Here is a 19345-nt window from a genome sequence, read left to right as displayed (position 1 = left end):
GAAACCAATATAGCTAAGTGTGGGATCAACTGCCAGTAAATGTCCGATTGGTTCGTCTAACCATCCGTGGGGATAAACAAACTTCCCCACGGATGGAAGACTCACTTTATCCCGCATATAACTGGCAGTAAGCCCCCCTCAAGTAATGAAGAGAAACCAATATAGCTAAGTGTGGGATTGACTGCCAGTAAATGTCCGATTGGTTCGGGCCTACATGGAAGTAGGTCACAAAGGCGTTGCCACAGGACGTGACGAATGTAGTCTTTGTACGTATATGTTTCAGTAAAAACCGGATGGAAGTTTCACTCTATTCCCCCTCTAACTAAATACTAATGTACTTGTCGACACATTTCTAAGAGGTAAAAAAAGGAGTTAATATCAATGAATGATAATGGCGTATTACTAAAAAAGTCTTTAGGTGAATTGATTGCTGAACAACTTCGCCAAGATATTTTAATACGGAAAATTGGATTTGGCGATCGGCTGATTGAGACGGATATTGCAGAGCGATTTGATGTCAGTCGAAGTACTGTGCGAGAGGCATTGAAGATTCTTGAACAGGAGGAGTTAGTGGTTAACAGAGCCCGTAAAGGCACATTTGTCTCTATGTTTACCAATCGTGATTTAGATGAGATGACTGAATTGCGTTTAATGATTGAAACAAACGCTTTTGTGAAAGCATTAAAACACTTGGAAAAAAAGCATTTTATACAATTGCTGTCCATTATTGAAGAAATGGAGTTGGAAGCACAAAAAGAAAATTGGGACCAGTTGTTTGGTCTAGATTTAAAATTTCATCAATATGTAATTAATAGGTGTGGTAATTCACGACTCATTAAAATATATGAATCGATAGCAGTTCAGATTCGGGTATACGTTGCTCATCTGGACAAATATTATTCAAGTCCAATCTCATATTATAAAGAACATAAGCAATTATATGAGGCATTGCTTACAAAGAACGCTAAATTAGTACAAAAACAAGTGGAACAGCATATTGCATATGTGGAAGATCAACTCTTAAGAAATAGTGACTAATAGTGAATTAAGGAAAGGGTGCGATATGAGAAAGGTTGACCTGTTGGATATTTGGAAAGCTCGCAAACGGATCGCTTCTATTGCTCAGCCTACCTCACTTGTCTATTCAAATGATTTATCGGACGTAACTGGAAAATCCGTGTATTTAAAGATGGAAAATTGGAATATAACGAATTCTTTTAAAATAAGAGGTGCAGCAAATAAGATCCTTAGTTTAACTCCAATGGAAAGAGCAAAGGGGATTACTACATTTTCCACTGGGAATTTTGGAGTTAGTGTTGGTTATGTTGCAAAACAGCTTGATATCGATGCTGTTATTTGTATTTCCAATAGAGTACCCAAAGCAAAAGTTGATGTATTAAGATCTACCGGTGCTCGTGTGGAAGTAATTGGTACATCACAGGATGACGCTGAAAAATATAGTTATCAATTGCAGCGAGAACATGGATTTACTGTTATCCATCCGTTTGATGATCCGTATGTGATAGCAGGCTATGGAACAATGGGGCTAGAATTGCTAGAAACTCTGCCTGAAGTAGATACGGTACTTGCTGGCTTATCAGGAGGTGGTATGTATTCTGGTCTTGGAGTAGCATTAAAGCAAACCAATCCGAAGCTATATCTTATTGGCGTTTCTACAGAAAGAGGAGCGGCTATGTATGAGAGTATGCAGGCGGGCAAGCCAATGGAAGTTACGGAAAATAATACGCTAGCAGATAGCCTTCTTGGTGGTATTGGTTTAAATAATCAATATACATTTTCCATGGTTCAACAATATGTAAATGACATTTTATTAGTAAACGAACAGCAAATTGCTAAAGGGATGGCTTTTATGCTCGATAAGCATCATCAAGTTATTGAAGGTGCTGCAGCGGCAAGTATTGGAGCTATACTAGAAAATAAAGCTACTCTCATTGGTTCCAACGTCGTACTTATCATTAGTGGAAATCGTGTAGATACATCGGTGGTGTTAGATCTGGCAAAGAGGTATTCTCAATAATCATTAGGAGGTCTGGCGATGAATAAAATGTTATACAATCAAACGATTATGGATAGAAGTAGACTTATTGATATAGAGGATCGAGGATATCAGTTTGGTGACGGAGTCTATGAAGTTATTGGTGTGTATGATGGGGATTTTTTTCTATTGGATGATCACTTAAGAAGATTAAAAAGAAGTGCTGAAGCAATTCAAATGATGTTACCTTGTCCTATCGACACGTTGAAGGACAACTTAAAACAACTTGTAACGATGAACCAATTAAAGGAAGGTGTTGTCTATTTACAAATATCAAGAGGAGTAGCTGAAAGATGGCATCAATATCCAAGTAACGTTTCTCCTGTATTAGTTGCTTATACAAAAGTGGAAGAAACAATGAAGGAAGAAGCGAAAAATGGAGCAAAGGCAATTATAACGGAGGATATACGTTGGTTACGTTGTGACATAAAGACATTAAACTTACTACCGAATGTTATGGCCAAACAAAAGGCAGTAGAGAATAATGCGGTAGAGGCTATTCTCCATCGAGAGGGTATTATTACAGAGGCAAGTGCTTCTAATGTGTTCATTGTAAAAGATAATTGTGTAATGACACACCCAGCGAATCATTTCATTTTAAACGGTATTACAAGAATGAAAATACTTGAATTATGCTATGAAACTGGCATTCCAGTTCGTGAGTGTGCCTTTACTATAGATGATTTACGGATGGCTGATGAAGTTTTTATTTCAGCAACCAAATTAGATATTGTACCAATTGTATTTGTAAATGATCATAAGATTGGAACAGGAGATCCTGGTGAAATCACTCGGGAGATTATCAATTGTTTTGCTGCAGCTATTCAAGACTTAAGTGAACGGTAGCTTCATTGTAAATGGGGGGTAGAAAATGTTCCAATTTGTAAATACATTAGCTGCTAGTCATACAATCGCGGAAGTTAATCTTACTGCATTTCGTCATAATATAATAATGGTAAAGAAACAATTAAAAAATTGTATGATGATGGCTGTCGTGAAAACAAATGCCTATGGTCATGGGATTGTTCCCATCGCTCAGGAAGCAATCCAAGCTGGCGCAGATCGGATAGGAGTGACCAGTGTTGAAGAAGGGTCTCTACTCCGTCAATGTGGTATCCATGTCCCAATACATATTCTACCACCTATAACCTCCTCACAAGCAAAGGATGTTGTATATCATCATTTGACAGCAACGATCAGTTCAGTAGATATAGCAGAAACGATTAGTAAGATGGCTGTTAGACAGCAAAAACGCATGCCTGTTCATCTAAAACTAAATACAGGTCTGCAACGATTTGGGATCGAACCAAATGATGCACTCTCCTTTTGTAAGGCTTGTTATCATTTACCCGGGCTGTCCTGGGAAGGGATATTCACACATTTTTCTAGTGCGGATGAAGGGGACTGGGCGACAACAGAAAACCAATTTCATTTGTTTACGCAGACGACAAAGAAGCTCCATGAAGCTGGATATTCCTTTCCCGTACACCATGTAGGTGCTTCGACAATCGCGATTGAAAGAGAGGATATGCATCTTGATATGGTACGAACTGGGATTGCCCTTTATGGATATACTCCAGATCGTAGACAGGATAAGCTGATTTCGTTAAATAGAGTATTGTCTTTAAAATCAAAGCTAATTCATATAAGGTCCTTACCGCCTGGTTCTAGTGTAGGATATGGTGGAGAATATGTAACGAAAGCGAATGAGAAGATCGGCGTTCTTCCTATCGGTCATGGTGATGGCTTTAAAAGATTACTTTCTAATAATGGCCTGGTGTTGGTAAAAGGCCAATGTGTACCGATAATTGGTACAATATCCTTGGATCAAACATTTGTAAACCTGACCGCTATTCCTAATGTTCATGAAGGAGATGAAGTTGTTATTGTCGGAAGCCAGCATGAGCAGATTATCTCAGCGAGAGACATTGCCGATTGGATACATAGTAATATAGATGAAGTACTTGCTAGCTTAATGAGTCGGATTAAAAGGGTGTATGTAAACGATGGATAGAAGTAAGCTGGAGCTTTTCTAAGATACATAGAAAAGATAGAAAAAGAGTATCTACTTTTTTCTCCATCTCCTATTTCATTCGCAAAATAATGAACTAGTCTATTACTCGCTATTATCCTACATATAATTGGCAGTAACCCCCGCGAATTGAATTTTCACCTTTGTAGGTATAAGTATTGTCATAAACGTTTATATTAGTAAGGAAAACTATTTAATTGTCTGCCTTTCACTAGTAGGGCTTTTTTAGTATAGTAATAGTAGGCTAATTAGAAATAGATGTTTATTTAATTAGGTTTATCCCACATATAACTTGCAGTAACACTCTCGCTTCAAATAAAGTGAAACCAATATTGGTAAGAGAGGATCGACTGTCAGTACATGTCTGATTGGTTCAAAGGCCTTTAGGTCATCCCCTTGTGGTACTCTACCAATCAGCGGGGGATAAACCAAACTTCACGGATGGAAGTTTCACTTTATAGACTAGTTAATCTCAACTTTTAGATGTAAATATTATAAATGTGCTTTAGCAAAATTTCGCCCAATTCTTTTTAAGTCATGACAAAGGGACTAGCACTAGCAAGATATGCATGATAGTAAAGAGATAAAGGGATGGATAGTAAAGGGAATTTGCATAAAATAGGTATAAATTGAACTGAAAGAATATTTAAATTACATGAAAACAACAGTTTGGCAGAGAGGGGTAAGGGTATGCAGGGTACGGCAGTATATAACGTAAAGATTGAAAAGGTATTAACTAATATAAATAAAGTAATGATTGGTAAAGAGGATGCGGCTGTTCTTAGTTTAGTAGCACTACTAGCTCAAGGACATGTTCTCTTGGAGGATGTACCAGGTGTTGGGAAAACAATGCTCGTAAAGACATTAGCTAAATCATTAGATTGTGATTTTCGTAGAATTCAATTTACACCAGATTTGCTCCCCTCTGATGTCACAGGAGTTTCTATTTATAATCCGAAAACATTAGAGTTCGAATTTCGTGGCGGACCTATTTTGGGAAATATTATCTTAGCTGATGAAATTAATCGTACTTCCCCTAAGACACAATCTTCCCTCCTAGAATCAATGGAAGAAAAAAATGTTACCGTAGATGGAAAAACGATTGCTCTAGCTAGTCCATTCTTTGTAATGGCAACACAGAATCCAATTGAGTATGAAGGCACGTATCCACTTCCAGAAGCACAATTAGACCGATTTATTTTAAAATTAAAGATGGGTTATCCAACGTTTGGAGAGGAGCTTGAAATGCTAGAACGGAATGCTCGTGAACAACCCATTGAATCTATTGAAGCTGTACTTACTAGAGAAGAGTTAAAAGGGATACAAGAAGAAGTAACAAATGTTTATGTGGACAAAAATGTCCAGCACTATATTATCAATTTAATTTCTAGTACACGATCTAACCCGTCTATTTATTTAGGAGTTAGTCCAAGAGGATCCATCGCCCTAATGAAAGCAGCAAAAGCATATGCATACATTATGGAGCGTGATTACGTATTACCTGATGATGTTAAATTTCTTGCTCCATATGTTTTAGCACACCGAATTATATTAACCTCAGAGGCGAAATATGATGGCGTAACAGCTGATGATATCATTTCATCCATTGTTAAAAGTACTCATGTACCTATTCGGAAGGAATTTAGTTAATGAACGCTCATGTGCGAATGATACTAAATGGGCTGTTTGTTGTCTTTTTATTCCTATTATTATTCTCTTATGCAATGTTTCAGGGTGGATTCGTAAGTTGGTTCTTATTCTTTGGATTTATTCCGATTTTTTGTTATCAGATAGGGTTTCTATTACATCCCATAAAAAATTGGAAGATGACAAGGAAGTTTTCTAGGTCGGTTGTTGGGGCAGGTGAGAGTGTGTCCGTGACCATAACGATTCGTAGGAAATTGGCTTTCCCTTTGTACTATTGCATATGTGAAGAAGTGATTCCAAGTTCGTTACGAAAATTGGATAACAAAAATGACAAGTATCGGTATATGGATAATCCTGATAAGCTAACTATTAGTCGTACTTTAAAAAAAGTCATTTTTCCTGCATTTAGACAAGAGTTTAGTTTTACTTATCAATTGGAACATGTCCCTAGAGGTGAGCATTATTTAAATGCTGTTCGCATACGTACTGGTGATTTTTTTGGTCTCGTAAAAAAGGAGCATGTGTTTCAACTTGCTGATGTATTAGTAGTGTACCCAAATGCTCGTCCAATGGTATTTAAAGAACAGATAATTAGCTTTGAGCAAGGCGCGACGACTTCTTCCGCGCTACAATTAAATAACACAAATGTGGCAACAGGAATACGAGAATACATGCCTGGAGATCGATTTTCGTGGATTGATTGGAAGCAGACAGCTAGGAAGAACACGGTTATGACAAAGGAATTTGAGCAAGAGAAGAGTACGGATATCTTACTAGTATTAGATGGCTGCTCCGATGAGCATCTTAATGATGTTACGTTTGAGGGAATGGTAGAAGTCACCTTTTCTTTAATGGAACATGTGAAAAAGCAATCTACTCAAATAGGCTTGTTAACAGTAGGAGCTAGTACAGTATATTTTCCGATACATCATGACCCATTAAAATCAGATATGGTAAGACAGCATCTTACTAGAATGAAGCCTGGTGGCAATCAATCCTTTTCGCTACAGATGCAGCGTGAACGAATGAAGATAGCTAGTGGGAGCGTTATTTTAATTATTACTAGCCATATTGATAATAACTTTAATGAAATGGCTAAAAAAGTAAACCAGCGTTCAAAGCGAGTCATTGTTTTGCTCATTCAATCGCCGAAAGAAAAGTCTCTTAATCAGCATTATATTCATCAACTACAGTTTGAAGGTATTCGTATTCATGTATTGTCACAACAACAGTTGATGAAAAATCCAATAGAGGTGAAAGGAAAATGATGAATCAGGAACAACGTAATTCGATATTTTACACCTCTATTTTGTATATTTGTGGCTTCATGCTATTTCTAGAATGGTTATACCCTTTGCAGGAAATAACAGATACAAATAAAATCATGATATTTATACTTTATGGTATCTTTTGTTTTAGTCTTTCCTTATTTCAAATAAAATGGTGGATTTCATTTATATTGAAGGGTACTGCTTTATTTATTATTATTGACAGCTTGTTTCTAGATCCGACTTTTTTAAGCCCGATGTGGTTTGAACAGTTATTTCTTGATATCTCATATAATGTACAAGCGTTATTTGCGCAAACCTGGTACGATTTGACGCCACTTTTTAGAAGTGTTCTCTTTCTTCTATTAATTTGGCTAATGAGCTACCTGCTACATTACTGGTTTGTAGTGATGAAACGAATACTGCTATTTGTTTTACTAACATTTATTTACTTAACGATATTAGACACCTTCACGGCCTATAATGGCGGATTTGCTATATTTAGAACCTTCATTGTTGCCTTTATTGCGTTAGGTATTGCTAATTTTATGAAGGAGTTGGATCGAGAATCCATTCCATTTACTTGGGTGAAGAAATCGCCTGTTTGGATATTGCCATTAATCTTAACCGTATTATTTTCTTCTGTTGTAGGATTCGCTGCTCCAAAGTTTGATCCACAATGGCCGGACCCTGTACCATTTATTACAAGCACTGCAGAGAATGCTGGTAGCTCTGGAAATAATTCGCTCATCCAAAAAGTTGGTTATGGCGAAGATGATTCACGTTTGGGTGGATCATTTGTCCAGGATTATACACCGGTTTTTCAAGCAACGGCAGAGCAAAATCATTACTGGCGAATCGAGACAAAGGATGTGTATACGGGAAAAGGGTGGGAGTTTTCTGGTAGTCCACACTATATACCATTTGAAAAGATACCACCAATGTACGATGATTCGGTAGATTCTCAGAAGTTGCAGGCAACTGTCAAGTTTCTTGGTAATCATTCGTTTGATAAATTATTACAGCCATATGGTTTTAAAGAACTCGATCCAAAAATTGCAGAGGCTTTTGTGGACGCACGTTCCGAAGCCATTCAGCTACGTAATGATGATTATGAGCTGATGGATAACATGGAAACCTATACGATTAATTATGATTATCCAACATTTGATATTACCGCATTACGAGAAGCTTCCGGTCAAGCTGATCCTTATGATTCATATTTACAGCTCCCTGATAGCCTTCCGGAACGGGTTGGCGAACTAGCGCAAGAAATTACTGCAGATAAAGAGAATCGTTATGATAAGGCAAAGGCAATTGAACAGTATTTCTCCAGTAATGGATTTACCTATCAAACGACAGAAGTTCCTGTTCCGGAGAAACACCAAGATTATGTTGATCAATTTTTATTTGAATCGCAAGCAGGCTATTGCGATAATTTTTCTACATCGATGGTAGTGCTTCTGCGAACGCTTGATATCCCAGCGAGGTGGGCAAAGGGCTTTACTGGCGGAGAATTAATTGATAAACAGTCAGGAAATAATTTATACGAAGTGACGAATGCAAATGCACATTCATGGGTAGAGGTGTATTTCCCAGAAATAGGGTGGGTGCCTTTTGAGCCGACCCAAGGATTTTCTAACCTAGCGGATTTTCAAACGTCTATTGATAATACTGGTATGCAAACAGATGATGAACAGGAACAGCAGCAACAAGAGGAGCAGGAGCTGCCTGAACAAGAAGAGCAAGCAAAGGAGCAGCCAGAGGTAGAACCTGCAGGAGCTTCACCAGAAGAAATTAAGGTTTCGATGAGGTGGGAATATATTATTATTCCAATTCTTTTGATTGTGATTATGGTGTATATTGGATATCGTACTAGATACCATTGGCAAACTTGGTTCTTAAAGCGAAAAGTATCAAGTAATTGGAATGCAAGGAACTATCAAATTGCCTATCATTATTTATTAAAATTATTAGCACATAATGGAAATGGCAAACTTCCAGATGAAACCTTACGAGAATATGCAATGAAAATCGATCGTAAATATGAAACAAATGAAATGCGTAAGCTGACCTATCATTATGAAGAATTGCTCTATCGAGAACAAAACGAGCAAGCTCCTAAACAAGAACTTGCGCAATTATGGAAAAATTTAATCAAACGGATATTGGCTTGACCTCCGTCATGATGGTTAGTAGAATAGGAACATAATTATAGTAATATCAATATCGCCGTTCGTATATCCTCGATAATATGGTTCGAAAGTTTCTACCGGAGCGCCGTAAATGCTCTGACTATGAAGGCAGAAGCTCGGAATAATGTATATTTCTGGATTTCTGCCTTTTTGCAGATAAGGGATAGTAGTTATTAAAAGCTATCCTTTTCCGCTATTTGTAGCTGTGCGCCTCTACGTAGTATCGAATCGGATACAGCGTACAAAGCTAGCTACTGGTAGTTTTTATTTGCATGGGGTAGGAATCCAGTTTTCATTATATGGTAAAAAGGTATATTTTTGCACATGGGTGTAGGCAAAGTTATAGAATAGCCTTAAAAGCTTCTTTCACTTTTTTATATTCATGTATTCCATCATAAAATCAGGAGACAACTAGTAGGCGAGCGGAGAAAAAATATAGATAGGAGCTATGCACATGGACAACAGCGAAATGATTTTAGTATTGGATTTTGGCAGTCAATATAATCAGCTCATTACTAGACGAATTAGAGAGTTAGGCGTATATAGTGAATTACATTCACATAAGCTTACAGCGGCAGAAATCAAGGAAATGAACCCGAAAGGAATTATTCTTTCTGGGGGACCGCATAGTGTGTATGATGAAAACAGTTTCCGATGTGATCCGGAATTATTTGAATTAGATATTCCTATCTTAGGAATTTGCTATGGAATGCAGCTAATGGCTCTACACTTTGGTGGTCAAGTGGAAAAGGCAGTTAATCGTGAGTATGGAAAAGCACTTATCGACTTAAATGACGACCCTATTCTATTTAAAGATTCACCAAAGCAACAAACAGTTTGGATGAGTCATGGAGATAAAGTCAAGCAAGTGCCTGAGCAATTCACTGTTGATGCAACGAGTTCTTCTACACCAATTGCAGCAATGAGTCATCCAGAGAAGGCATTATACGGTGTTCAGTATCATCCGGAGGTACGCCATTCTGAATACGGCAATCATTTACTAAAGCAGTTTGTTTTTGATGTGTGTCAAAGTACAGGCAACTGGACAATTGAAAACTTTATTGAAATGGAAGTAGAAAAAATCCAAGAAATAGTTGGAGATCGCAATGTCTTATGTGCGTTAAGTGGTGGGGTTGATTCATCAGTCGTAGCTGCTTTAATTCACAAAGCAATTGGTGACCAGCTGACGTGTATTTTTGTAGATCATGGTCTACTTCGGAAAAATGAAGCGGATGATGTGATGAAAGTATTTGCTGATGATTTTCATATGAATATTATTAAAGTGGATGCGAAAGATCGATTCCTATCGAAGCTTGAGGGTGTAGATGATCCTGAAAAGAAACGTAAAATTATTGGTAATGAATTCATCTATGTATTTGATGATGAAGCCACCAAGTTAAAGGATATGGACTTCCTCGCTCAAGGTACGCTTTATACAGATATTATTGAAAGTGGTACGGAAACCGCACAAACGATTAAATCACACCATAATGTTGGTGGATTACCAGAAAATATGCAATTCGAACTAATTGAGCCATTAAATACATTATTTAAAGATGAAGTTAGAGAACTAGGCTCTCAACTGGGAATTCCTGATCGTATTATTTGGCGTCAGCCTTTCCCAGGACCTGGATTAGCTATCCGTGTTTTAGGAGCAATTACAGAAGAAAAGCTAGAGATTGTCCGTGAATCAGATGCCATTCTACGAGAAGAAATTGCTAAAGCTGGATTAGATCGTGATATTTGGCAATATTTCACTGTCCTTCCTAACATCCGTAGTGTAGGTGTTATGGGTGACGCAAGAACGTATGATTACACTATTGGTATTCGTGCTGTAACCTCAATAGATGGTATGACATCTGATTGGGCACGTATTCCTTGGGACGTTCTAGAGAAAGTTTCAACAAGACTGGTTAATGATGTACAGCACATTAATCGCGTTGTGTATGATATTACTTCTAAGCCACCAGCAACCATTGAGTGGGAATAATTCACTAAGGGCATTTGAAGTGAAAACGTTGATTTGACAGCATTTTAGGGACACATAAAATGGGTGAAATGATTAAAAATTAATAGGTTCCCCGCCAAAATCCCGCCAGAGGAAGTGGAGAAAAAATGAGAGATATTGTGTGAAAAGCAATATCTCTTTTTTGTTTCCTATTTATTTTGAAGTCAATATGTACCAGTTCTTTTACACATTAGTTATTTTTGAGAGAGAAAGAATTAAAAATTTTATTAACATATCTAAGCATCCTTTGAAGGATTATCTCCGCCAAAAGAGAATATTTCTAGTTGTTACTAAACTTTTGAGTAGTAAAAAATGAAATATAAGATTATCTATGCTAATCCATCATGGCAATATCGATAAAATATAGGGCAAGAAATAGAAAAAAATTATTATCAAAATATGAGTTATATAAAATGTATATATTGTTTAGTGCAACCAATTCCATGCACGTGGAGGTAAAAGTTTCGATACAACGGAAAAATACGTCGAAATCTTTAGTATAAAGGTGTTTCACAATTATTACTAATTTTTACCAAATGGTGAAAGTGGGAGAAAAAAAGTACTAAAACATCATTTTAATGTTTCAGGAGGAATCAATCTGTATTAGGGAACACAACAAAATAAAAATCCAATAATAAGCAAGTTTAAAAATTTTAGGCGTTCAGAAAAATGAACGTCTATTTTTTTATGTCAAAATTGGAAGTTATTCTTGAGAATTTATTGGTTTTCTTGTGAAAAATGAACCTCTAATAAATTTTAAAAAGGTCGTGATTGTATATGGGACTTCTTACGTTAGGAAGTTTATTTGATGGAATCGGGGTATTTCCTTTAGCTGCTTCTCGTTACGGTATTAAACCAACATGGGCAAGTGAAGTAGAAAAAGCCCCAATTTCTATTACAAAACGTCAATTTCCCAATATTCTTCATCTTGGTGATATTACAAAAATAAATGGTGGAAAAATACCACCTTTTCATGTTATTACATTTTGTTCTCCATGTCAGAACTTATCAAACATCGAAAGAAGAGAGGGTTTAGTAGGAAGTCAATCCAGTTTGTTTTATCAAGCATTGCGAATTATAGAGGAAATGAGGGAGGCAACCAATGGAACATATCCAGTCATCGCTGTTTGGGAAAATGTCATGGGAGCTTTTTCATCAAATGACCGGATGGATTTTAAAGCCGTCCTGGAGTCCTTCACAAATACCGAAACTCCAATGCCTGTTTCTGGAACATGGGCAAACGCAGGGGTCCGAGGGGATAAGATTGATATGTTGCTGGAGACTCTTGGACGCCCAATATTGGGGAATACCCACTCTCGCTCAAAGAAGAAGACGTATCTTCCTCGTGGCAGATTTTAGAGGAAAAAGTGCCAAAGAAATACTATTTAAAGCCCGTAATTTGCAATCGTTTCCTGTGTCTTGCGGAAAAAAACAGGCTGTCCACCGCCCGAACCAGTCGAATACCTTTTAAAGAATCAGGGGGGAGAATACCCGTCATCCGACCCTTTCAAGAAAGACGCATGCGAAGTGCAGCAAAAGCCAAAAATCAGAAAGGGTTCATCGGAAGTTTCGGACGATCAAGTGCCCCTTTTTCAACTTTGTTAGCAGCAGGGGTAAATTATTTCTCTTTTTGGTATGAAGGGAAAGAAAAAGAAGGATTTATCCGGCAGCTGACACCATTGGAATGTGGGCGTTTAATGGGATTGCCTGAAGGATGGACATCCTATGATTATGAGGGAAAAGTAATTAGTGATAACGCTAGATATAAAGCACTTGGAAATTCGATTGCTTTACCATGTGCGCAATATATTATGGCTGGAATTGCAAAAAGTTTATAGGAAATCAATCTCTTTGTTTGTTGGATTAATCTAATCTGACATCTTTTTTTTAATGGTTTAAAAGCAGGAAAGGAGAAAGATGTATGATGTCTCTGGAGGAACAGGAAATATACGAACAAAAAGTGATGGAGTGGATTGAGGACCATTTTATACTGAATGATGTTGAGATTGAAGATTATCCGTTTTTTCTTCATGGAAAATTAGTTCGGGATAAACAAGGAGAATCCATGATTGTTTTTTGGTGTGTGATTTATGGACGTGTTGATTACCGTTTTCAAGACGCATAAGGAGTGATTTACATTGATCATTTTTTATTTCAAACTATGAATGTAATATTTATTGTTTGAGTCAAAAGTCTTAGTTAAGGAGTGAGTTTATGTATAAATCGTATGAGTCAGCCATTATTAGGAACGATAATTGAAAAAACAGTTTAGTACATAACCATTATCATTAAAAATTAAAGCTAAAAGTAATTACGTCAAATAACTTTTATAAAATTAATGATGATAAAATTGAATTTAATTATAAGGTGGATGAAAGCGTAAAAAAAGAATTACTTTCAGAAATAAACAAGAGTCCTAACAGCTTTAGGTAACCATTTAAATTGATCTGACTTTGTCCTTTTTATTGAGATTATCTTCTTTTAAATTTTCTAAAAAAACTATCTAAAAAAAGATAGTTTTTTATTATAATCTATATTTCTAGATGTTTTGTTAAAGAACACTTTAAAGATTATATAAGCTTGAATATATATAATACTTTTGTGTTTAATTAAACGAAATCATGATAGGGTTTTAAATATGACAAAATTCGAAAAAATGTTTTCAATGTTTGTTTAATAATAGACATCAAATTATTATTCAAAATATATTTTTAAAAACCCATAAAAGTAGCTAATAATACCTTTTCTTACATCCAACCGAAAGTAATATGTTAAAATTATGTAAAACAACCGTTGTATTGTAAGGGGGTAAAGTTAGTGAATCAGTATATAATAGAGGAATTAAAAGAAAAATACAATAACCAACAAATTATTCCTTTTATCGGTTCAGGATTGTCTATTCCATTTCAGTTAAAATCGTGGACTGATATTATCGAAGAATTAAAAGAACAATTATTAAAAGAATCTTATTGGGAAGCTATTAAGTTTGACTTAGATTTACATGAATATCAATCAGCAATTGAAGACATTAAAAAGTTTGGACAAGTAGATGACCAACCAATACAAGAAATGATAGCTGATTGCTATTCTAAAAGGGGATCAACAACTGATATTGACAATAATTATATTGATCTTAATAAAGAAAAATTTAGAATATACCTAACTACAAATTATGATAGGATGATTGAAGATCACATACCAGGAATAAATAGTTTTAACTCGCTTACTGAGTATACATCAAATACTCAAAGATTATTTAAAAATAATGAGGAAAAATACCTTTTTCATATTCATGGATGTGTATCTAACCCTTCAACAATTACAATTTCTTCTGAAAAATACGAGGAGCTGTACTCAGACTCGACTTTTGATAATATGATGAGATTATTCTCTGGTTCTTTCAGTTTTCTTTTTTTAGGATTCTCCTTTAACGATGTATTTGTTAAGTCTTTAGTAAGAAATCATAAAGAATATTTTAAAGGTACTCATTATTTATTAGTTAATTCAGGTCAATTAAGTACTGAACAAAAAGGAAGTCTAAGTCGAGAATATGGTTTGAAAATTATTGAGTATGATATATTTGATTCCACTCATGCTGAAGAGATACGTAAAATTCTTAATAAAATCACTGGAGAAGATACAAATTTAAGTCAAGCAGCAAAGAACCCGACAAAAGACACTAATCATACATCAATTGGTGTTGATGATTTAATTAATTGTGAAACTGAAACACATGAAGAAAGTTTATTTTATCGGAAGTTAAAAATTGCTAATGTGGGTGAGAGCTTAAGCGAGGTAAGCAAACTCTTTTATATTGCAGCTGAAAAGTTTATCAGAAAAAGTGAAAGTTTGGGGCTCCCTAAAGAATTTATTAATCAAATTTTGGCTGAGGTTTTCATGAAATACAAGGAAAGATATGTGGAACTTTATGATATTAAAGGTAAGACAAGCGAAGAATTATTAATAGAAATTCATTCAAATTTAGAAAAGATTAATATTGATAGATTAGTAAACGATACTAATAGACCCACTGATTCTGAGTCAAAAGGTTTTGTTCATGTGCTTGCAGATGATGAAGAAAAAGATGTATGGTGGGGACGTGAAAGATTATGACTATCGATTATAATATGTTTCATCTACCAGCTGAAATTGATTTGCTTTTCGATAACAAAAAGCTAGATATTTTAAAGTATTTAGGGATTTTGTATCATTCTAAGGTGAATTTTCGTAAAAGAAAATTAAATTTTGAACAACTTTTGTATTATAATTCGTTGTTGTATGCCGAAAATAAAGAATACGATATACCTTTAATTTATAAATACTTGAAAGATAAAAAAAGAACAAACAAAATTATTATAAACTTGGAAAATTTGGGATTTATACAAATTCAAGGAGACATTTATACATCAACTAATAAATTAAAAATTTCAATCACTAAAAAAGGAATTGAAGAGATTGATTCTTGGGAATCTGAAAATGTAAAAATGCAGTTAGAAAAAATCTATATTATTATGAAAAATTATCCATATGATAATAAATCAATAAAATTTAAAGATTTATTATACGAGGGGGAACATTAAAGGTGATTATAAGAAAACTTATTGTCCAAGGGCTTTCTTATCGAAGGACTTTATGCTTCTCAAAAGATTTAAATATCATATCTGGTGAGAAGACTTCCGGTAAATCATTAGTCCTTTCTCTTATTGACTATTGTTTTGGAAAAGATCGTGGAATTTCTTTAAAAGTACAAACTGAATTAGCAGAACAAGTCGATGATATTTTTTTAGAATTAGAAATTAATAAAGAAGTATTTACTATTTGTAGGAGTATTAAGAGCAAAATTTCTTCATTTTTTGTTTATTATTGCAAATTCGAAACAATTAATGAATACATTCCTGAGAAGTTCGACAAAAAAGAACTGCAAGGTTTTTTAATGAAGAAAATTGGCGCTATGGAATTTAAAAAGACAAAGAATAAAGTTAGAAGTAATGAATTAACAACAGAGACTATTTCATTTAGAGATATATATCGGTATTGTTTTATAAATCAACATGACTTAGGTACACATAGTTTCCTCTCATATAATGAACCAATGAAAAGGTATAAAAACCCTATTTCTTTTGAAATGATATTTGATTTAGTAAATTTTTCGCAAAATGAATTGCAAACAGAGATTGCAAAGATTCAGAATCAAATTCTTGAAAATAAGAAAAAGAAGGAAAATCTTGAGGGTTATCTTGAGCAAAGAGGAAATTTAAATTATTTAGAGCTCTTAGACCAAATCGAAAATTATAATTCTCAAATAGAAGAACTTATGCAAAGAAAAAAAGAATTTATTAATAGACAGAACGAAGAGAATAAAATAGCAGAAAGTAACAAAGATTATATTCTATTGAATTCAGAAATACATGAATTAGATTCTGAAATAGAGCAAAAGAATAAACAAATCAAAGATACTCAATTAGGAATAACAAGTAATAAATTACTCTTAAGAGATTACCATGCAGAAATGAAGGATATTAAAACAACAGAAGAAATAAATTTCAAGCTTAAGATAAATGAACATGAACTTACATGCCCTTTATGTAATTCAAAAATTCAAAATGATGTTCATCAAGAGGAGCATCAAAAACAATCTTCCGACAATTTTAAATCTATTTTAAAAGATATCGAAAATAAAATAAAGATGGTTAATGATGTAATAAATACTAGCAAAGAAAAAATCGAAGATCTTCAGTTACTTATAAGCCGAAAAAAAAGAAAAAAAGAAATTTTGTTGCTTGCTTTAAATGAGTTTTCAAAAGATGTTCAAACTCCTTTTTTACCACAACTGAATAGTATTAATGTAAACATAAATAACTTAGATAAAGATAGGGAAATTTTATTAGAGAGTAAACGTGTTTTTAACAAAATTGATGAGCTAGATAAAGTAATAAAAAGTAATGAAGGTCACCTGGATTCCCTAAAAGAAGAATTAAAAGATATGGATGTAAAAAGAAGGAAAAAAAGTGAAATAATGCGTGATCTTAATAAAGTTTATTTATCTAATATGAAAAAAATGAAGTATTATGACACTGTTGGCTCTTATATTGATGAAGAAGAATATATCCCATATTATAAAAATGCTAGTGTTTATGAACATGAAAGCGGAGGGCTATTAGAATGTATGCAGATTTCTTTCTTGAATGCAATCGTATCTAGCTCTTTTTCTAAGTTTCATCCTCAATTATTAATTCTAGATTCAATTAGTAAGTATTTTGGTACAAATAGAACTGAACAAGATACAGAAGGAGAAGATGAAAGTATAATAAATGATCCAGAAGTTTATTTGAATATTTATTACATGTTAGTTGATTTATCAAAAAGTGCACAAGTAATTGTAGTTGAAAATACGCCACCTGATGAAATGCTACAATATGAGAAATATTCGTTTAGAAATGGTGAAAAAGGATTTATTGATTTAAATAAAAACGAATTCTTATCTGAATAAATTTTTTTAGTAAGATAAGGATTACTAACGTTTATTATAAATGTTTAAATATATAATATTTATGAGCTGAAGTGGGTTCTCCATTTCAGCTCTTTTGTATTTACATCTTAAATTAACCTAGAAGGGAGTCCTTTGTAATGGGAAATTTCTTCATACGTTCTCCCACCCGAGGATCAAGATAAATCATTCAATAGTAAAACATTTTATTAGAAAAGGAGAATTAATTATGGAATTAAAATATGTGATCCCTAACGTAGAGAAAACCTTTGGAAACTTAGAATATGCAGGGGAAGGCCAGGTGGAGCAACGACGGATTAATGGACGGATGACAACACTATCCCGCAGTTATAATCTGTATTCCGATATTCAACGGGCAGATGATATTGAGGTGGTTCTTCCACAAGATGCAGGAGAAAAATTCTTTGAACATGAAGACAAAGTTAAATTAGTTAATGCGCGTATAACCGCAGAAGGCTATAAAATTGGTGACCGTGGTTTTACAAACTATAAATTACATGCTGACGATATGATCAAAGCATAAGGAGGAGTAACACATGAGATTAGCTCAAGGAATTGTTATCGATAAAGAAAAGACATTTGGTTTACTAAAGTTTTCAGCACTACGTCGAGAAGTATTTCTTCAAAATGAGGATGGTACGGTATCTACAGAGGTCAAAGAACGAACTTATGATTTAAAGTCTAGGGAACAAGGACGGATGATTCAAATGAGCCTCCCTGCATCTGTTCCACTAAAAGAATTTGATTATAATGCAGAAGTGGATATTATAAACCCAGTCGCAGATACAGTCGCTAATGCTACCTTTCGCGGTGCGGATGTCGATTGGTATATTAAAGCAGATGATTTAGTGCTAAGAGGAAAGGGAGCTTCAACAATTGCAGAAAAGGCATCTAAAACACTATCCGATAAGGATAAATAAGGATGAAAGTTTTTAAAAGAAGAGGGAAACGTATTCGAGAAAAAGACGCTTCCCTTGTTTTTCAATTTGTATTTCTTCGGCTATTTGGAACATGGCTTCTCTTCTTCACACCTTTCCACATATCATTTCTATTATCTGCGGAGTGGCAGCTCAAAGAATTTCAAAATCATTTTATCAGCATCTATGGACTGGTAACACTGCTTATCAGTCTTGTTATGACAGTGGTTTGTGCAGTTGTTTATAATCGCTTGTGACCGTCAAGTAAAATGACACAATTTCTGCTTATTAATTTGAAACACTTTGCTGCCCAAATATGGTTTTTCGATGCTTCATTCGCCAACTGTCTTCATTTAAATGAATAATTTCCACTCGATGCAATATACGATCTAGAATCGCGGTTGTAATTGCCTGATCTCCTAATAATTCACCCCATTCTTTAGGACCTTTATTGGACGTTAATATAATCGATGTTTGATTGTACAGATCATTGATCAAATGAAAAAACATATTGGCTTCCTGTTTGTCCATTGCCATAAACATTAAATCGTCAATGATAACTAGATCTGCTTCTCGTATTCTCTTCATTCTCGTTTTCGATTTCCTTGTGATTTCTTCAGTCTTTAATACATGAATGAGATCACCCATCGTAGTAAAAATCACTTTATATCCTTGGTTGAGAGCCTCCATGCCCAGCCCAATCGATAGGTGGGT

18 protein-coding genes and 1 riboswitch are annotated in these 19345 nt (G+C 34.7%); of the genes, 17 read left to right on the top strand and 1 reads right to left on the bottom strand.

Annotation, left to right across the window (positions count from 1 at the left end; genetic code table 11):
* Positions 1-381 precede the first annotated feature (381 nt).
* From Q1A47_RS15320 to Q1A47_RS15240, 17 genes are all read left to right on the top strand, one after another.
* Positions 382-1038 (top strand): GntR family transcriptional regulator, encoded by a 657-nt coding sequence (locus Q1A47_RS15320; protein ID WP_026679855.1) that lies wholly within the window; start codon positions 382-384, stop codon positions 1036-1038.
* Positions 1039-1063: 25 nt separating this feature from the next.
* Positions 1064-2038 carry a pyridoxal-phosphate dependent enzyme gene (locus tag Q1A47_RS15315; RefSeq protein WP_166530753.1) on the top strand — a complete coding sequence of 325 codons (975 nt, stop codon included), beginning with the start codon at positions 1064-1066 and terminating at the stop codon, positions 2036-2038.
* A gap of 18 nt (positions 2039-2056) precedes the next feature.
* A complete protein-coding gene (gene dat, locus Q1A47_RS15310; protein ID WP_166530752.1) occupies positions 2057-2902 on the top strand; it encodes a D-amino-acid transaminase in 846 nt (281 codons plus the stop codon).
* Between the two features lie 25 nt (positions 2903-2927).
* Complete coding sequence (gene alr / locus Q1A47_RS15305) at positions 2928-4070, top strand: alanine racemase (RefSeq protein ID WP_166530751.1); 1143 nt, start codon at positions 2928-2930, stop codon at positions 4068-4070.
* A 708-nt stretch (positions 4071-4778) separates the two neighbouring features.
* Positions 4779-5738: a MoxR family ATPase gene (locus tag Q1A47_RS15300; protein ID WP_166530750.1), complete on the top strand. Its 960-nt coding sequence runs from the start codon at positions 4779-4781 to the stop codon at positions 5736-5738.
* A gap of 17 nt (positions 5739-5755) precedes the next feature.
* Positions 5756-7003, top strand: coding sequence for a DUF58 domain-containing protein (locus tag Q1A47_RS15295; protein ID WP_299632433.1), 1248 nt, complete (start codon positions 5756-5758; stop codon positions 7001-7003).
* Positions 7000-9180, top strand: a complete 2181-nt coding sequence (locus Q1A47_RS15290) for a transglutaminaseTgpA domain-containing protein (protein ID WP_166530748.1) — start codon at positions 7000-7002, stop codon at positions 9178-9180. Before Q1A47_RS15295 ends, Q1A47_RS15290 begins: the two co-directional genes overlap by 4 nt.
* A gap of 39 nt (positions 9181-9219) precedes the next feature.
* A riboswitch (purine riboswitch) is annotated at positions 9220-9321 on the top strand.
* 331 nt (positions 9322-9652) lie between these two features.
* Positions 9653-11188, top strand: a complete 1536-nt coding sequence (gene guaA / locus Q1A47_RS15285; RefSeq protein ID WP_166530747.1) for a glutamine-hydrolyzing GMP synthase — start codon at positions 9653-9655, stop codon at positions 11186-11188.
* A 795-nt stretch (positions 11189-11983) separates the two neighbouring features.
* Positions 11984-12565 carry a DNA cytosine methyltransferase gene (locus Q1A47_RS15280; protein WP_246484829.1) on the top strand — a complete coding sequence of 194 codons (582 nt, stop codon included), beginning with the start codon at positions 11984-11986 and terminating at the stop codon, positions 12563-12565.
* An 8-nt stretch (positions 12566-12573) separates the two neighbouring features.
* Positions 12574-13044, top strand: a complete 471-nt coding sequence (locus tag Q1A47_RS15275) for a DNA cytosine methyltransferase (protein ID WP_343231061.1) — start codon at positions 12574-12576, stop codon at positions 13042-13044.
* A gap of 83 nt (positions 13045-13127) precedes the next feature.
* On the top strand, positions 13128-13331 hold the full coding sequence (locus Q1A47_RS15270; RefSeq protein WP_166530746.1) for a hypothetical protein: 204 nt from the start codon (positions 13128-13130) through the stop codon (positions 13329-13331).
* Between the two features lie 692 nt (positions 13332-14023).
* Positions 14024-15319 carry an ABC-three component system protein gene (locus Q1A47_RS15265; RefSeq protein ID WP_166530745.1) on the top strand — a complete coding sequence of 432 codons (1296 nt, stop codon included), beginning with the start codon at positions 14024-14026 and terminating at the stop codon, positions 15317-15319.
* On the top strand, positions 15316-15786 hold the full coding sequence (locus Q1A47_RS15260; protein WP_166530744.1) for a hypothetical protein: 471 nt from the start codon (positions 15316-15318) through the stop codon (positions 15784-15786). The genes Q1A47_RS15265 and Q1A47_RS15260 overlap by 4 nt, the downstream gene beginning before the upstream one ends.
* 2 nt (positions 15787-15788) lie before the next feature.
* Positions 15789-17696, top strand: coding sequence for a hypothetical protein (locus Q1A47_RS15255; RefSeq protein ID WP_166530743.1), 1908 nt, complete (start codon positions 15789-15791; stop codon positions 17694-17696).
* A 226-nt stretch (positions 17697-17922) separates the two neighbouring features.
* Complete coding sequence (locus tag Q1A47_RS15250) at positions 17923-18237, top strand: YdcP family protein (RefSeq protein WP_166530742.1); 315 nt, start codon at positions 17923-17925, stop codon at positions 18235-18237.
* Between the two features lie 13 nt (positions 18238-18250).
* Positions 18251-18634, top strand: coding sequence for a YdcP family protein (locus Q1A47_RS15245; protein WP_166530741.1), 384 nt, complete (start codon positions 18251-18253; stop codon positions 18632-18634).
* Positions 18635-18636: 2 nt separating this feature from the next.
* Positions 18637-18888 (top strand): hypothetical protein, encoded by a 252-nt coding sequence (locus Q1A47_RS15240; protein ID WP_246484827.1) that lies wholly within the window; start codon positions 18637-18639, stop codon positions 18886-18888.
* A gap of 31 nt (positions 18889-18919) precedes the next feature.
* Here Q1A47_RS15240 and Q1A47_RS15235 read toward each other — a convergent pair.
* On the bottom strand, positions 18920-19345 hold a 426-nt coding region (locus Q1A47_RS15235; RefSeq protein WP_299632430.1), incomplete at its 5' end, for an ATP-binding protein.

Source organism: uncultured Virgibacillus sp. (assembly GCF_947495635.1).
Lineage (GTDB): Bacteria > Bacillota > Bacilli > Bacillales > Amphibacillaceae > Virgibacillus > Virgibacillus salarius.
Note: the sequence above shows the minus strand (reverse complement) of the source record. Positions and strands in the feature narration are given on the sequence as shown.

What these genes read in the sequence shown, in the direction of transcription:
- Q1A47_RS15320 (WP_026679855.1), top strand. Translation starts at nt 382, where the DNA reads ATGAATGATAATGGCGTATTACTAAAAAAGTCTTTAGGTGAATTGATT.
- Q1A47_RS15315 (WP_166530753.1), top strand. Translation starts at nt 1,064, where the DNA reads ATGAGAAAGGTTGACCTGTTGGATATTTGGAAAGCTCGCAAACGGATC.
- dat (WP_166530752.1), top strand. Translation starts at nt 2,057, where the DNA reads ATGAATAAAATGTTATACAATCAAACGATTATGGATAGAAGTAGACTT.
- alr (WP_166530751.1), top strand. Translation starts at nt 2,928, where the DNA reads ATGTTCCAATTTGTAAATACATTAGCTGCTAGTCATACAATCGCGGAA.
- Q1A47_RS15300 (WP_166530750.1), top strand. Translation starts at nt 4,779, where the DNA reads ATGCAGGGTACGGCAGTATATAACGTAAAGATTGAAAAGGTATTAACT.
- Q1A47_RS15295 (WP_299632433.1), top strand. Translation starts at nt 5,756, where the DNA reads ATGATACTAAATGGGCTGTTTGTTGTCTTTTTATTCCTATTATTATTC.
- Q1A47_RS15290 (WP_166530748.1), top strand. Translation starts at nt 7,000, where the DNA reads ATGATGAATCAGGAACAACGTAATTCGATATTTTACACCTCTATTTTG.
- guaA (WP_166530747.1), top strand. Translation starts at nt 9,653, where the DNA reads ATGGACAACAGCGAAATGATTTTAGTATTGGATTTTGGCAGTCAATAT.
- Q1A47_RS15280 (WP_246484829.1), top strand. Translation starts at nt 11,984, where the DNA reads ATGGGACTTCTTACGTTAGGAAGTTTATTTGATGGAATCGGGGTATTT.
- Q1A47_RS15270 (WP_166530746.1), top strand. Translation starts at nt 13,128, where the DNA reads ATGATGTCTCTGGAGGAACAGGAAATATACGAACAAAAAGTGATGGAG.
- Q1A47_RS15260 (WP_166530744.1), top strand. Translation starts at nt 15,316, where the DNA reads ATGACTATCGATTATAATATGTTTCATCTACCAGCTGAAATTGATTTG.
- Q1A47_RS15250 (WP_166530742.1), top strand. Translation starts at nt 17,923, where the DNA reads ATGGAATTAAAATATGTGATCCCTAACGTAGAGAAAACCTTTGGAAAC.
- Q1A47_RS15245 (WP_166530741.1), top strand. Translation starts at nt 18,251, where the DNA reads ATGAGATTAGCTCAAGGAATTGTTATCGATAAAGAAAAGACATTTGGT.
- Q1A47_RS15240 (WP_246484827.1), top strand. Translation starts at nt 18,637, where the DNA reads ATGAAAGTTTTTAAAAGAAGAGGGAAACGTATTCGAGAAAAAGACGCT.